11 protein-coding genes and 1 pseudogene are annotated in these 15,307 nt (G+C 70.6%); 10 read left to right on the top strand and 2 right to left on the bottom strand.

The features are described 5' to 3' along the window. Window positions 1-1,144, bottom strand: a pseudogene (locus tag OJ962_RS32105) (hypothetical protein); the annotation flags it as partial. 255 nt (window positions 1,145-1,399) lie between these two features. Here OJ962_RS32105 and rsmB point away from each other — a divergent pair. The 10 genes from rsmB (at window position 1,400) to OJ962_RS32055 (ending at window position 11,953) form a co-directional block, all read left to right on the top strand. Continuing rightward, entirely contained in the window at window positions 1,400-2,773 is a 1,374-nt protein-coding gene (rsmB, locus tag OJ962_RS32100; RefSeq protein WP_238930947.1) for a 16S rRNA (cytosine(967)-C(5))-methyltransferase RsmB, read from the top strand. Continuing rightward, window positions 2,770-2,991, top strand: coding sequence for a YfgJ family double zinc ribbon protein (locus tag OJ962_RS32095; RefSeq protein WP_202952365.1), 222 nt, complete (start codon window positions 2,770-2,772; stop codon window positions 2,989-2,991). The genes rsmB and OJ962_RS32095 overlap by 4 nt, the downstream gene beginning before the upstream one ends. After that, window positions 2,991-3,644: a ribulose-phosphate 3-epimerase gene (rpe, locus tag OJ962_RS32090; protein WP_202952366.1), complete on the top strand. Its 654-nt coding sequence runs from the start codon at window positions 2,991-2,993 to the stop codon at window positions 3,642-3,644. Before OJ962_RS32095 ends, rpe begins: the two co-directional genes overlap by 1 nt. 71 nt (window positions 3,645-3,715) lie before the next feature. Beyond that, complete coding sequence (locus tag OJ962_RS32085; RefSeq protein WP_202952367.1) at window positions 3,716-4,069, top strand: response regulator; 354 nt, start codon at window positions 3,716-3,718, stop codon at window positions 4,067-4,069. Next, window positions 4,066-5,754 carry a sensor histidine kinase gene (locus tag OJ962_RS32080; protein WP_202952368.1) on the top strand — a complete coding sequence of 563 codons (1,689 nt, stop codon included), beginning with the start codon at window positions 4,066-4,068 and terminating at the stop codon, window positions 5,752-5,754. The genes OJ962_RS32085 and OJ962_RS32080 overlap by 4 nt, the downstream gene beginning before the upstream one ends. Beyond that, the gene (locus OJ962_RS32075) at window positions 5,751-6,419 is read left to right on the top strand and encodes a response regulator transcription factor (protein ID WP_270006872.1); all 669 of its coding nucleotides are present in this window, start codon (window positions 5,751-5,753) and stop codon (window positions 6,417-6,419) included. The genes OJ962_RS32080 and OJ962_RS32075 overlap by 4 nt, the downstream gene beginning before the upstream one ends. Window positions 6,420-6,482: 63 nt before the next feature. Further along, window positions 6,483-7,202, top strand: a complete 720-nt coding sequence (locus tag OJ962_RS32070) for an ABC transporter ATP-binding protein (protein WP_202952370.1) — start codon at window positions 6,483-6,485, stop codon at window positions 7,200-7,202. Between the two features lies 1 nt (window position 7,203). Further along, the gene (locus OJ962_RS32065) at window positions 7,204-9,756 is read left to right on the top strand and encodes an ABC transporter permease (RefSeq protein WP_202952371.1); all 2,553 of its coding nucleotides are present in this window, start codon (window positions 7,204-7,206) and stop codon (window positions 9,754-9,756) included. Window positions 9,757-9,806: 50 nt separating this feature from the next. Beyond that, the gene (locus OJ962_RS32060; RefSeq protein ID WP_202952372.1) at window positions 9,807-11,207 is read left to right on the top strand and encodes an ArnT family glycosyltransferase; all 1,401 of its coding nucleotides are present in this window, start codon (window positions 9,807-9,809) and stop codon (window positions 11,205-11,207) included. After that, window positions 11,150-11,953 (top strand): TIGR03620 family F420-dependent LLM class oxidoreductase, encoded by an 804-nt coding sequence (locus OJ962_RS32055; protein ID WP_202952373.1) that lies wholly within the window; start codon window positions 11,150-11,152, stop codon window positions 11,951-11,953. The genes OJ962_RS32060 and OJ962_RS32055 overlap by 58 nt, the downstream gene beginning before the upstream one ends. On the opposite strand, the gene OJ962_RS32050 is transcribed toward OJ962_RS32055, so the two are convergent. Continuing rightward, complete coding sequence (locus OJ962_RS32050; protein ID WP_202952374.1) at window positions 11,950-15,075, bottom strand: M14 family metallopeptidase; 3,126 nt, start codon at window positions 15,073-15,075, stop codon at window positions 11,950-11,952. The genes OJ962_RS32055 and OJ962_RS32050 overlap by 4 nt on opposite strands. Window positions 15,076-15,307 lie beyond the last annotated feature (232 nt).

Genomic DNA, 15,307 nt, shown 5'->3' with positions numbered 1-15,307 from the left:
CCGCCGGCTCGGCGACCGGTGCGGGCTCGGGCTCGGGCGCCGGCGCGGCCGGCGGGGCCTCGGCCTCCGGGGCCTGCTCGGGCGCGGGCGTCTCGGCCGGGGCCTCGGGGGCCGGAGCCTCCGGGGCCGGCGTCGACTCGGGCGTCTCGACCGGCGGCGCCTCGGGGGTCGGCTCGGTGGGCGCGGGCTCCTCGACCGGCGGCTCCTCGACGGGCGTCTCCGGCGTCTCGTCCTCGGCGGGCTGCTCGACGTCCGGGACGACCGGGGTCGGGTCCTCGTCGACCTCGTCCTCGTCCGCGGGCGGCGGGGGCGGGACGGGCAGGCCGTCCGGGTAGCCGTCGCCGTTGCGGTCGTCCATGCCGTCCGGGATGCCGTCCTTGTTGGAGTCCGGGTCCAGCGGGTCGCTGCCCTGGGCCTCCTCGACCGCGTTGGACACGCCGTCGCCGTCGGAGTCGTCGTCGCCGTCGATGCGGCCGTCGCCGTTGGTGTCCTTGGCCTGCGCGCCGGTGGAGATGCGGAACGCGGTCTCGACGCTGATGCCCGTGTCGGTCTTGGTCGTCTTCGCGTCGCTCGAGTTGCTCGGGTCAGAGCCCTTGGCGCGCTCGTAGTCGTTGGCGACGCTGTCCCCGTCGTCGTCGGCCATGTCGGGCGCGCTGAACTCGGGCGCCTGCGCCATGGTCGTGCCGTTCTCGGGCGAGGAAGTCACGGTGCCGCGGGAATCTTCGGCGCGGGACTCGGAGCCGCGGACGTCGGCGTCGCGCTCCTCGGAGGCCGTCGTGTCACTGCCACCGCCGACGAACACCGTCACGGCGGAGCCGCCGCCGCCCGCAACGCCGCCGGGCCCGGGCAGGCTCACGCGCAGCGGAGCGGCGCCGCCGCCCGCGGGCGTCTCGCCTTCACCGGTGGAGACGTTGGGCTTGTTGGTCGCGGGCTCCTGCGTCTTGGGCGTGGCGAGCCTGAGCGTGGGCGCGGAAGCATTCTGCTCGAGCCCGGACGTCCAGTCCTTCCAGCCGACGAGCGGCGCGGCAAGGGCTCCGAGCCCGAGCGTGCCGGCGACAAGACCGGTCGCGATCGTGCCTGCGAGGCGCAGGTCTCCGAGCGCGGAGGGCCGCGGTGCGATGTGCGTGGTGTCAGTGTCCGACATTCTTCAAATCCCCTTCCGTGGGGTTATGTCGGCAAGTTGTACGCGGTCCATTAGCCCTTTCGGACGAAAATGAGGTTCTCAGGGGCGAATTGGACGAACGTATGAGCATCGACGAAAAGGGCTGCAAAGAGCCCACTTCTACAACTTGAGGATCAGACCGGATTTTGGACCTCTATTCGAGGCGCCTACGCGCAACCGTGCGCGTGATGGAGCCAATCAGAAGCATGCCCGCTCGTAAAGGTTCGCAAGGCCAAGATGGACGAACCGTCGAGTCGTGACCCCACTGAGCGGGGGGGTCTCGGAGGGGCGGCCGCCCCGCCGGGCGTTGCCCCCTCGCGTGCGTGCGCGTACGCGGTCGTGCGGCGCGTGTTCGAAGGCGGAGCGTGGGCGGACCGCGCGCTGCACGGCGAGGCGCGCCGCCTGCGGCTGGACCCGCGGGACCTCGCGCTGGCCACGCGCCTGAGCTACGGGACCGTCCAGCGCGTCGCGACGCTCGACCACGTGATCGAGACCCTCAGCGGCCGCTCGACGAACAAGCTCGACAAGCCGGTCCTGGCCGCACTGCGGCTCGGCGTCTTCCAGCTGACCTACCTCGACCGCGTGCCCGCGCACGCGGCCGTGGGCGAGTCGGTCGAGCTGGCCAAGCGCGACGCGCCCCGCGGCGCCGGGCTCGTCAACGCCGTCCTGCGCCGAGCCGGTCGCGAGGCCCGCGGGCTCGTGGCCAAGCTCAAAGACACCACCCCGCAGCAGGCCGCGCTCGCCCACTCGCACCCCGAGTGGATCGCGCAGCTGTGGTTCGATGCGCTCGGCGCCCCTGACGCCCGCGCCCTGATGGCCGCCGACAACGAGCCCGCCGAGGCCGTCCTGCGCGCCAACACGCTCAAGACCACCGCGCCGGAGCTGCTCGAACGGCTGTCGATCGAAGCCCGGCTCGACGGCGACGCGCTGATCCTCGACGACGCCTTCGACGCCTTCTCGAGCCGCGAGTGGGAGGACGGCCTGCTGATGCCGCAGTCGCGCGGGGCGATGGCGGTCGCGCGTCTGCTGGACCCGCAGCCCGGCGACCGCGTGCTCGACCTGTGCGCCGCGCCCGGCGGCAAGACCACCCACCTGGCCGCCCTGATGGGCAACGAGGGCGAGATCGTCGCCGTCGAACAGCACCCGGGCCGCGCCGACTCGCTGCGCAAGACGGCCGCCCGCATGGGGGCGACGATCGTCGACGTCCACACCGGCGACGCCGCCCAGCCGCACGCGAAGAACTTCGACCGCGTCCTGGTCGACCCGCCGTGCAGCGACCTCGGCACGCTCGCCTCGCGTCCCGACGCCCGCTGGCGCAAGGCCGGCCGCCCCGAGGCGTTGTCGGAGCTCCAGCAGCAGATCCTGCGCGCCGGAGCAAACGCACTCAGGCCCGGCGGTACCCTCGTCTACTCGACGTGCACGATCTCGCCCGCCGAGAACGAGCAAGTGGTCAGCGCGTTCCTAGCCACTCATCCAGAGTTCACGGTCGATGACCTAGGAACTCGGCTCCCGCTCTGGAAGCATCCCACCATGCCGCAGCACCTGCAGACGCTCCCGCACCGAGACCGCACGGACGGTTTCTTCATCGCGCGTCTGCGGAGAGACGCATGAGCGAGCAGGACACCGGGGCCACGTGCCCCGCCTGCCAGCAGCCGTGGCTGCGCGCCACCAACCTCCCGGGCCGCTACCGCTGCGTGAACTGCCTGCACCGCTTCGAACTTCGCAGCGTCTGCCCGAACTGCGGCGAGCACTCGACGATCGTGCGCATGTCGAGCACGGCCCTGTATATCTGCGGCCACTGTCAGTCCTCGATGCTCGCTCCCATTTGATGCTCCAAGGAATCGCACCGTCCATCCTCGCCGCCGACTTCGCCCGCCTGGGTGAGCAGGTCGGCATGGTCCTCGACGCCGGCGCGCAGGTCATCCACGTCGACGTGATGGACGGCCACTTCGTGCCGCCGATCACGATGGGCGACCTCGCGGTCAAGGCGATCGCCGACCAGGTCCACGAAGCCGGCGCCAAGATCGACGTCCATCTGATGATCGACCGCCCCGAGCAGCAGGTCGCTGCGTTCGCCGAGGCGGGCGCGGACTCGATCACCGTCCACGTCGAGGCGACGCCGCACCTGCACTACGCGTTGCAGGCGATCAAGGACGCCGGCTGTCTGACGGGCGTCGCGATCAACCCCGGCACGCCGCCGGAAACCGTCAGCGCCGTCGAGGCCGACATGGTCCTCTGCATGACCGTCAATCCTGGCTGGGGCGGCCAAAAGTTCCTGGAAAGCTCGATTCCGAAGCTGAAACGGCTCCGCGAGCTGGTCGGAGACCGTCCATCCGTCCAGGTCGACGGCGGAATCGGAGCCGCGACGGCGGCCCGTTGCGCGGCCGCCGGAGCGACCGTTTTCGTTGCTGGTACAGCGGTTTTCGGGGCTCAGGACCCGGTCGCCGCGGTCCAGGCCATCACGTCCGCGGCGCGTGGGTAGAAGCCCCGCATTCACGAGTTGTACGGCCAGCCGTATGTGAAGGGGTTCACGGGGTGACGAGAATCGATCCTGTGGACTGCACCGTCCTTATCGTCGACGACCATCCGTCCTTCCGGGCGAGCGCACGCGTGCTGCTCGAATCGGAGGGATTCAACGTCATCGGCGAAGCCGTGGACGGCGCCAGCGCGGTCTCCGAGACCTGCCGGCTCAAGCCTCAGCTCGTTCTTCTGGACGTGCAGCTCCCCGATATCGACGGGTTCGATGTCGCCGCTCGCATCACGGGCCGCCCGGACTCTCCCGCGGTGATCCTCGTGTCGAGCCGCGACTCCTCGGACTTCGGGCCGCTCGTGTCGCGCTCCGGCGCGCGCGGGTTCGTGCCCAAGGCCGAGCTGTCGGGTGAGCGCGTCCAGGAGCTGCTCGTTTGAGCACACTCACCCGCGCGCTGGCGATGCTGGCGCTCGCGGCCCTGCTGTTGGGGCTGCTGGCGGCCGCCGTGATCGCCGGGTCCGACCACGTCGACGACACGCCGCTCGCGATCGTCTTCCTCGTCGGCGTCGCGTTCGCGTGGATCGCGACCGGCCTGTTCGCCTGGCAGCGCCGCCCGGCCAACCGGGTCGGCGCGCTGATGACCTGGACCGGCTTCGCGTGGCTGCTGAACGCGTTCGTGGCCTCTAACTCGGCCGCGGTCTTCACCTTCGCCGTCCTCGCCTCGAACCTCTACCTCGCGGCGTTCGTCCACCTGCTGCTCGCGTACCCGGAGGGCACGCTGCGGCGCCGTCTGGACCGCGGGCTCGCAGCCGCCGTCTACGCGCTGTGCGCGGTCGGCGCGCTGCCGATCCTGCTGTCCGGCCTCCCGGCGTGCGAGCGCTGCCCGAGCAGCGTCATCCAGCTCACCGACAGCACCGCGGCCGGCAACGTCGGCGACGTGCTCACGACCGTCGCGGCCGTGGTGCTCGCCGGCACGGTGATCTGGGTGCTCGCCGCCCGCTGGCGCGCCGCGAGCCGCCCGCAGCGTCGCGTGCTGGCGCCGTTGCTGTGGTCGGGCATCGCACTCGTCGCGCTCGTGGCCGCGACGCTCACTTCGCAGACGGTGAGCGGCGACCAGGTGCCGGGCATCCTGCCGCTCGCGGGCCAGCTGGTCTTCGCCGCGGTGCCGTTCGTCTTCCTGATCGGCCTGCTGCGTGGGCAGCTCGCGCAGGCGGACGCGATCGGCGAGCTGCTGCAGCGGCTCGGGGAGGCGTCCACGGGCGACCTGCGCGGCCTGCTGGCGGAGGCGCTGCACGATCCCACCCTCCAGCTCCTGTACTGGGTCGAGGACGGCTGGGTCAAGCGCGACGGGCGCAGCGCGGACCGGCCGAACCACGCGTACACGCCCGTCGAGCTCGACGGTGAGCTCGTCGGCGCCATCATCCACGACGCGAGCCTGGAGCCGGAGGCGCTCGCGCTGGTCGCCGCCGCCGCCGGGCTGGCGATGCGCGGCGAGCGGCTGGAGGCGGCGCTGCGGCGTTCGCGCGCACGGATCGTCGAGGCCGGGCTGGCCGAGCGCCGTCGCCTGGAGCGCAACCTGCACGACGGCGCCCAGCAGCGGCTGGTCGCGCTCAGCCTCCAGATGCGGATCGCGCAGAACCAGATCGCGAAGAACCCAGAGCGCGCCGCCGAGATGATCGGCGCGGCGCAGGAGGAGCTCACGCGCGCGCTCGAGGAGCTGCGCGAGCTCGCGCGCGGCATTCACCCCGCCGTGCTGTCCGATCGCGGGCTGCAGGCCGCCGTAGAGGCCCTGGCCGTGCGCTCTCCGCTGCCGGTGAAGGTCGTCGAGGTGCCGGGCGAGCGCCTGCCCGAGCCGATCGAGGCGGCGGCCTACTTCGTGATCGCCGAGGCGCTCACGAACGTGGCCAAGTACGCGCAGGCGAACAGCGCCACGGTCGCGATCCGCCGCGTGAACGGGCATGCTTGCGTCGAAGTGCGCGACGACGGTGTCGGGGGAGCCGATCCGGGACGTGGTTCCGGACTGCAGGGTCTTGCCGATAGGGTCGGGGCGTTGGATGGTTCCCTGGCGCTCGACTCCCCACCCGGGTCGGGCACTACTCTCCGAGCTGAGATCCCCGTATGAGCACAGAAGAAACTCCCTTGAAGGTCGTCGTCGCCGAAGACTCCGTGCTCTTGCGGGAGGGCCTCGTGCGGCTGCTCGAGGACTCCGGCTTCGAGGTCGCGGGCCAGGCCGGTGACGGCGAGGATTTGCTGCGCAAGGTCGGGGCGCACAAGCCCGACGTGGCCGTGATCGACGTGCGGATGCCGCCGTCGCACACCGACGAGGGCCTGCGCGCCGCGCGCAAGATCCGTGCGGACCATCCCGGCACCGGGGTGCTCGTCCTCTCCCAGTACGTGGAAGAGGCGTACGCGCTCGATCTGCTGTCGGAGTCGACGGAGTCCACGGGCTACCTGCTCAAGGACCGCGTGGCCGACGTGGACACGTTCACGGACGCCGTGCGGCGCGTGGCCGGGGGAGGAAGTGCCCTCGATCCCGAGGTCGTCGCGCTGCTGCTCGGCCGCCGGCGCCGCGAGGACCCGCTGGAGGGCCTGACGGCGCGCGAGCGCGAGGTGCTCGGGTTGATGGCCGAGGGCCGCTCGAACGCGGCGATCGCGGAGGCCCTGGTCGTGACCGAGCGCGCCGTCGAGAAGCACGTGACGTCGATCTTCTCCAAGCTCGACCTGACGCCGACGGTCGAGGACCACCGTCGCGTGCTCGCCGTCCTGGCGTACCTGCGCTCTAGTTAGCCCTACCCCGGGTAACGAGCCAGCCGCACGCTCAGGGGGCGGTTGCTTCACGATGCTGCAGTCATGAACATCGTTTCGACGGCGGATCTGCGCCGGACCTACGGCGAGGGCGAGACCGCCGTGCACGCGCTCGCCGGCGTCACGCTCGAGTTCCCGTCCGGCCAGTTCACCGCGATCATGGGTCCGTCGGGCTCGGGCAAGTCGACCCTGATGCACCTGCTCGCGGGGCTGGACAAGCCGTCGTCCGGCTCCGTGAAGGTCGACGGGCACGAGATCGCCGGCCTGCACGACACCGGCCTGACGATGCTCCGGCGCGAGCGTTTCGGGTTCGTGTTCCAGTCCTTCAACCTCGTGCCCGTGCTGACGGCCGAGGAGAACATCAAGCTGCCGATGACGCTCGCCGGGCGCGAGGTCGACCAGGAGTGGTTCGACCGGCTCGTGGACACCGTCGGGCTGCGCGACCGGCTCACGCACCGGCCGTCCGAGCTCTCCGGCGGCCAGCAGCAGCGCGTCGCCGTGGCGCGCGCCCTCGTGCACCGCCCCGCCGTGCTGTTCGCCGATGAGCCGACCGGCAACCTGGACTCGCGCTCATCCGAGGAGGTGCTGAACCTCCTGCGCCAGGCCGTCGACGAGTTCCACCAGACGGTGATCATGGTCACCCACGAGGCCGCCGCCGCGGCGATCGCCGACCGGATCGTGATCCTCAGCGACGGTCAGGTCGTCCACGACGGCGCCGGCACGGACGCCGAGGGCGTACTCGACCTGATGAAGGCGGTGGGCTGACGTGACCAAGGTCGCGCTGCGCGGCCTGCTCTCGCGCAAGCTGCGCTCGGTCCTGACCGGGTTCGCGGTCGTCATCGGCGTCGCGTTCGTGGTCGGCACGCTCGTGTTCACCGACACGATCGACGAGTCGTTCAAGAACCTGTTCGAGCGCACCCAGCAGGGCGTCGACGTGTCCGTGGAGGGCCGCCAAGCGGTCAAGTCGGACTTCTCGGTGCCGCCGACGATGCCGTCGGACACGCTGGAGAAGGTCAAGTCGGTGCCGGGCGTGGCCGTGGCCGAGGGCAGCGTCACCTCCGACGGCACGCTGCTCGACAAGCAGGGCAAGGTCATCGTCTCCCAGGGCCCGCCGACGCTGATCGTCTCCGAGAACACGGAGAAGGTCTTCCAGATCCTCGAATACGAGGAGGGCGGGGCGCCGCAGACCGCCGATGAGATCGCGCTCGACCGCGGCACGGCGGAGCGGTACGACTTCAAGGTCGGCGACAAGGCGACCGTCTCCGGCCGCGCGCCCGCGAAGGAGTACACGGTCTCCGGCGTCGCCACGATCGGCGGCAGCGACAACCTCGGCGGTAGCCGGATGATCGCGATGACGCTGCCCGAGGCCCAACGGGTGACCGGGCACGACGGGTTCGACTCGATCTCGATCTCCACCGGCGGGGAGGACCCGGACACGGTCAAGGCCGCGGTCGCGAGCGAGCTCGGGCGCGATTTCCTGGTGCGCACCGGGGAGGAGGCGGCCGAGCAGCAGGCGCAGGACCTGTCCGAGGCGCTGGGCTTCATCCGCATCGCGCTGCTGATCTTCGCCGGCGTCGCGCTGCTCGTCGGCGGCTTCCTGATCTTCAACACCTTCACCGTCACCGTCGCGCAGCGCACCAAGGAGTTCGCGCTGCTGCGCGTGCTCGGCGCGTCGCGCGGGCAGATCCTGCGCTCGGTCCTGATCGAGACGTTCGCGGTCGGCCTGCTCGCGTCCATCATCGGCGTGCTCGCGGGCCTGGTCGTCGCGCCGGCCCTGGCGGCGCTGATGAAGGCGGGCGGCATCGACCTCGGCACCACCGGCATCGTCGTCTCGCCGATGACCGTGATCATCGGCCTGGTGATCGGGCTCGTGGCCACGATGGTCTCCGGCTTCGTGCCTGCGCTGCGCGCGACACGCGTGGAGCCGGTCACGGCCATGCGCGACGCGGTCACGCCGGGCCTCAAGCACATGGGCCTGATCCGGATCGTCGGCTCGGGGCTGCTCGCCGCCGGTGGCCTGGTCGTGCTCTTCATCGGCCTGTTCGGCGGGCTGGACTCGAGCAGCGCAGCGGCGTCGCTGATCGGCCTCGGCGCGCTGCTGCTGATGTTCGCCTTCGCGTTCCTGGCGCCGCTGCTCGTGCGGCCGCTGGCACGCGTGCTGGGGGCGCCGATGGCGCGCTTCCAGGGCCTCACGGGCGTGCTCGCGCGCGAGAACGCGATCCGCCAGCCGCAGCGCACGGCGGTCACTGCCGCCGCGTTGATGGTCGGCTTGGCGCTCGTCGTGCTCGTCGCCGTCTTCGCCGCGGGGCTCAAGGCGACCATCAACGGCACGATCGACGACCAGGTGCGCGCCTCGCTCGTCGTCCAGAACCAGGACGGCTTCAGCCCGATCCCCGCCGACGTGGTGCGGACGGTCGAGGGCGTCGACGGCGTCACCGACGTCGCCTCGATGCGCTTCGCGGTCGGCCAGGCGAAGGGCGACTCCGGCACGACCGCCGTCAACGGCATCGACGCGGACAAGTTCAACTCGGTCCTCACCCTCAACTGGGTCGAGGGCAACCCGGACACGCTCAGCGGCCTGACCGACCAGCAGGTGATCGTCGAGTCCGACTGGGCCAAGTCCCACGACGTCGGCGTCGGCGGCAGCGTCCAGTTCACGACGCCCGTCGGCCGTGAGGTGACCTACGAGGTCGCGGGCACCTTCAAGAACCAGGCCGGTCTCACCGCCGACGTGCTCCTCACCAGCAACACGCTCGAGCAGGACTGGAACGCGAAGGACATCGCCTACGCGATGGCCGCCTCGGACCCGGGCACCAACGCGGACACGCTCGCGGCCGCCACCAACCGGGCGCTGCAGGGCTTCCCGCAGACCGAGGCCCTGACCCGCGAGGAGTTCAAGGACAACGCCACGGGCTCGATCGACGGCCTGCTCGGCCTGGTCTATGGCCTGCTCGCGCTGTCCGTGCTCGTCGCGCTGCTCGGCATCGTCAACACCCTGGCGTTGTCCGTCCACGAGCGCACCCGCGAGCTCGGCATGCTCCGCGCGGTGGGCATGACCCGCGGCCAGGTGCGCGCGATGGTCCGGGCCGAGTCGGTGATCACCGCGGGCATCGGCGCGATCCTCGGCATCGTGCTGGGCGTCGTGTTCGCGCTGATCATCTCGCGGCCGCTGGCGGAGCAGGGCTTCGTGTTCACGCTCCCGATCGTGACGTTGATCGTCTTCTTCGTCCTCGCGGGGGTCGCGGGCGTGGTCGCGGCGATCCCGCCGGCGCGGCGGGCCGCGAAGGTCGACGTCCTGCGCGCGGTGACGACGGAATAGCCCTTCGGATGACGAGGTCGGCCGGGTGACCGGCTAGCCTCGTCTCTTCCGTGCGGCGTCGCCTGCCCTTCATCCTGCTCGCGCTCGTGTGCGCGTTGTCCTTCGGGCTCAACGCGCGCATGGCGGCCGATCCTCGCGACGACTATCAGTCCGCGGACGAGCGGTCGTACGGGAAGCTGGCCGTGGACATCGCCGACAACGGGCACTACGGCGGGCGGGCGACGAACATGCGCGAGCCGCTGCACTGGCCGCCCGGGGCGCCGATGCTGTTCGCGGTCACGTACAAGCTGTTCGGCTCGGACGCGGACCGCGAGGACTACGACATCGGCGCGGTGTACTGGTCGCAGGCGCTGGTCACGACCGGCACGACGCTGATGGTGTTCCTGCTCGCGTGGCTGCTCGTGGGCCCGTGGGCGGGCGCGATAGCGGGGCTGATCGTCGCCACCTACGCACCGCTGATCGGCGCGACCGGCGACCAGCTGTCGGAGCCGCTCGGTGCGTTCCTGCTGGTGACCGCGTTCACGGTGCTCGCGCTCGCGATCAAGCGCGATCGAAGGCTCTGGCTCTACGCGGCGGCGGGCGCGCTGTTCGGGCTGACGATCCTCACGCGCACGGACCTGCTGCCCGTGCCGTTCCTGATCGCGGGCGCGATGGTCGCGGTCGCGGTCGTCCGGCGCCGGCAGATCAAGGCGACGACGCTGCGGTACGGGCTGGTGGCGGTCACGGCGGGCGTCGTGCTGGCGCCGTGGACGATCTACGCGTCCGCGGAGGAAGGCCGCTTGATCCCGGTCACCAAGGGCAGCGCGGCGGCGCTGTTCGTCGGCACCTACCTGCCCGGCGGCGGGACCACGATGGGCATGAAGACGCACCTCGAGGAAGAGCTGCGGCGCCGGCACCCGGAGTACGCGGGGATGAAGACGTACAAGATCCCGGCCGCGGACGCGCTGCAGATCTTCGCCGAGCGCCACCCGGACCTGCCGCGCGACCAGGCGCTGCAGAAGGAGGCGCGCGAGAACCTCCTCCACTACTCGACGACCGAGCCGGTCGCGTTCGTGAAGATGCAGTGGTCCAAGGCCAAGCGGATGTGGTTCTTCTACTACCGCGGCGGCGGCGTGCACTACATCTCGACGCCGATGCGCATCTGGCAGGTCGTCCTGGTCATCCTCGCGGGCGCCGGGCTGCTGGCCGGCTTCCTGCGCCGCCGCCACCCGCTGCTGGGCGCGGTGATCATCACGATCGCGTTCAGCACGCTGATCCACACGATCGTGGTCTCGCAGGCTCGGTACAACATCCCGTTGATGCCTTCGCTGATCGCGGGCGGCGTCGCGGGCTGGTTCTTCGCGCTGCAGCGACGACCGAAGGCGTCGGAGGCCGAGACTGCCACGATGCCCGCATGGAACTCGGAAGAATCGGCGTCTGGCGCTCGAAGCGCCACGGCGCCGGCGACCTGAAGCAGCTCGAGGCGTTCGGCTACGGCACGTTCTGGATCGGCGGCAGCCCGTCGGTCGAAGAGGCCCGCCCCTACCTCCAGGACAGCGAGACGATGGTGGTCGCCACCGGCATCCTCAACGTCTGGCAGCACACGCCGGAGGAAGTGGCGGAGGCCCACAAACGCGTGCGGCAGGAGTTCCCGGACCGCTTCCTGCTCGGCATCGGCATCGGCCACCCGGAGGCGACGTCCGACTACACGCGCCCGCTGAAGACCATGCGCGAGTTCTTCGACGGCCTGAACCTGCCGAAGGAGGAGCTCGTCGCCGCCGCGCTCGGGCCGAAGATGCTCGACCTAGCCGCGGAGCGCAGCCTCGGCACGCACCCGTACTTCATCACGCCCGACCACACGCAGTTCGCCCGCGAGCGGGTGGGGGAGGGCGTCCTGGTCGCGCCCGAGGTGGCGGTCGTCGTGGAGGAAGACACCGAGACCGCGCGCAAGCACGCCCGCGAGTTCGCCCAGCTCTACCTCGGCCTGCAGAACTACACGCAGAACCTGCTCAAGTTCGGCTTCACCGAGCGCGACATCGAGAACGGCGGCTCGGACCGCCTGATCGACGCCGTCATTCCGCACGGCGGCGCGGAGCAGATCGCGGAGCAGATCCGCGCCCACTTCGAGGCGGGCGCGGACCATGTCTGCGTCCAGGTCCTCGGTCACGGGCCGCATCCGGCCCGTGACTACGAGGAACTGGCGAAGGCGCTGCTCTAGCCGCCGACTCCCAACCCGCCGAGCGCGCGGCGCATCAGCGTCGTGCGATCGGCCGGCGCGGTCACGTGCTCGAGCCCAAAGCCGAGCAGGAGCGTGTCCTCGGTCGAGGTGCCGGCGAAGAAGTTGACCGCCTGCGCACCGAAGACCCAGTTGCCGACCGTGGGCGGGCTGCCTTCCGGCTCGCCTTGCACCAACCACGAGCTGCCGCGGCTCTCGAAGCCGTCCTTCTGCTGCTCGACCCCGCCGACCGCAAGCCGGGTGTCGTCGACGAACGCGCCGATGCCGCCCGTGGACGGGTCGGTCACGTACGAGATGTGGATCTCGACGACCGAGCCCGCGTAGGCGGACAGGTCGTACGCCACCTGCTGCCAGCCGTTGGTGGAGCCGGTGATCGCGTTCCACGCGCCGGTGGTGCCCGTGTTGGTGCACCCCGGCGTGTTCGGCGGACCCGTCAGGTAGTGGCGGAGCTTCGGGTGCAGCGCGAGCAGGTAGCCCGCGTTGCATTCGGCCGGAACCGTGTTGATCGAGCGACCGCCGGCCTCGGGCAGCGTCGTCCAGTCATTGCTGCCGAGCCGCCGGGCCTCGACGATCAGGTGGTCGTACCGCGTCTCCGAGTCCAGCGACAGCTGGAAGCGCAGCTGCGGCGTCTGCGCCGCGGTCACGGCGCCCAGGTTGAACGCCTTGGTGAGCCGCATGTAGGACTCGTCCTGGTGCACGGCGGCCGCGTAGCGCGACCCCTCGACCGGCGTGAACGGCCCGCCGGCGAAGTTGTACTCCGCCGCCCCGCGGCTGGTGAACTGCGGGAACTGCTCCGGCGGCAGCACGTCGCTGGTCGGCTGGAACACACCCGCCTGGTCGAGCTCGTTGGTCGGCGTGGCACCGAGCATGGCCTGGTAGCCCTCGATCGGCTCGGCGATGCCGGCCACCGAGTCGGCTCCCCCGAGCCCGACGCGTGTGTACGCGCCGAGGTAGTACTGGCGGAAGTCGTTGGCCAGGATCAGGCAGTCGTCGAAGAGCCCTTGCGGACCCGTCGTGATCCGGCACTCCGCCGTGGGATCGCCGTTGAGGCCGTAGTAGGTGCCGCCCACAAGCTGGTCGAAGAGCCCGCCGTACTGCGCGAACTCACCCATGTGGACGAGCTTGCCGCCTTCGTTGAGGAAGTCGCGCACGGCGAGCGTGAGGTACTGCGCGCGCTCGGCGACACCGATCTCGAACAGCGGATCGGGGTTCGTGAGACCTCCCGTGTCGATGAACTCGTCCTCGGGGTCCTGCGTGAGGACGTTGTCGCCGAGGTACCAGACGATCGCGTCGTAGTGGTCGAGCACGCCGAGGTCGTGCGGCACGCCGTCGACGTCCACGTCCCACAGGTCCGCGGTGTAGCCCGCCGAGCGCACCGCGTCCAGGTGCGCCTGCCCGTACAGCGGCGCGTTCGTGCCCGCCGGGTAGGTCGGGCTCGTGCCCTTGTAGTCCTCGTCGGCGATGACGAGCACCTGCGCTCCCGTGTCCTGCTTGACGGTGTAGGTGAACGGCTCGCTCAACACGTCGCGCCACTGCCCGTTGTTGCGCCGCTCCTCACCGCTGAACCAGACCGTCACGCGCTGGCCGGCGCTCGCGCCGGAGACCTCGCCGCGGTACTCGGCGTAGTAGCGCTTCATCTCATAGCCGTACCGCTCGCCGCCGATCCACTCCTGTACGGGAGCGGTGCGCGTGCGGCCGTTGCCGATCCGGTAGTGCATCCGCTTGCGGCGCAGCTCGCGCTTGGCCGTGACCGCGACGGTCTGCGGGTCGCCGTAGGAGACCGCGAAGCTGTCGACGCGGAAGTCCTCGGCCTCGCGGCCCACCACGGACTCCGGGTTGGCCGGGTCGTCCGCGGACTCGGCCACGGACAGGGCGAACGGAAGGTTGTTCTGGAACTCGGTCTCGACGAGCGCCTCGTCATCGGGGAACTCGAAGCCGCTGCCGCAGTCCTCGGCCTCCCACTCGTCGTCGGGGACGGAGTCCGACGCCGCTTCGCAGGTCGACATCTCGGGCGTGAAGCCGTAGCTGCCGTACTTCTCCTGCATGTAGGTGTCGGTGTCGCCGTTGGTCGTGTAGAGCTCGGCGGACAGGTCCGGGTCATAGCCCGGGACGGCCGGCTCGGCGTCGTCGCCCGCAAGGGTCTCACCGATCACGTCGTCCGGCGACGGGGTCGCGACCTGCCAGCCCACGCCGTAGAGCAGCAGCTCCGCGGCCGAGTGGTAGTTGACGAAGAACTCGAAGCGCACGCGCGCGACCAGCCGGTCGAGCGCCTGGCTCTCGGGCTCGGAGTTCGGGGACGGGCCGCGGTAGGTGTCGATCGACGGCTCGGGTGAGGAGCCCTCGTTGTCGTAGCCCCAGCGGTAGTCGAAGTTGCGGTTGAGGTCCACGCCGTCGGCGCCGGTGATCTGGCCGTCGCCGTCGTTGTCGCGCAGGTTCTTGCGCCACAGCCGCTGGCCCTCGGTGAAGCTGAAGTCGTAGCCGTCCGGGTTGGCCACCGGGACGATCCAGAGCTCGAAGTTCCGGAGCAGGCGGCGGATCCGCTGGTCACGAGCGCGCCAGCTGTCGATCAGGTAGTGCATCAGGCGCCGGTTCATCTCCGGCGTGATCCATTCACGGGCGTGCTGCGCGCCGATGTAGAGCGTGGCCGGCTTGGCGCCGTCGCGCGTCTGGCGCGCGTCGAGCGTCAGCTTGATGCCGATGATGTCCTCGTCGTTGTGGGTCTTGCCGAGATTGATGAGCTTTGCGATGCGCGGGTTGTCCGCGGCCGCGCGCTCGAACTCCTGCTTGAGCCCTCCCGTCCCGGAGTAGGGCCGGAAGACCTCCATGCCGTCGGCGGCCATCCGCGTGGCGCGCTCGGCGACGGTCGCGCCGTCGATCTCCTTGGGCTCGAGGGCGACCCCTTCCTTCTCCAGCTGCGCCGCGTCCTGGGCGCTGATGATCGTCTCGACGTGGACGGTGTCCTTGCCGCCGGACCGCGCCTTCGAGATCTCCAGCTCATGCCGATCGACGCCGAGCGCGACGATCTTCTCCAACTGCTCGCGGGGAACGTCACCCGCATAGACGTCCAGCCGCGGGGCCGACGCGGCGGAGGCGCTCGAGGCCACCACCAGTGAGGCCGCGAGCCAAGACAGCCCGACGGCGCTTGCAGCACGTGCACGTAACAAACGAACCCTCCCTAGGCACTACGTGAGCTTCTGCTGAGCACAGAAAAGTGTTTCGCCGCGCGGACGGCGTGTCAACAAGGTTCGGGGACTCACGCCGGAACGCGAAACTTCACGGTCGGTCACAACGGACCGGTCAACCGGCTCATAGGCATTGCGTCACGCCGGGCATGGT

Source organism: Solirubrobacter deserti (genome assembly GCF_027587175.1).
In the GTDB taxonomy this organism is placed as follows: Bacteria; Actinomycetota; Thermoleophilia; order Solirubrobacterales; family Solirubrobacteraceae; genus Solirubrobacter; species Solirubrobacter deserti.
This window is presented reverse-complemented; position numbering and strand designations above follow the sequence as displayed.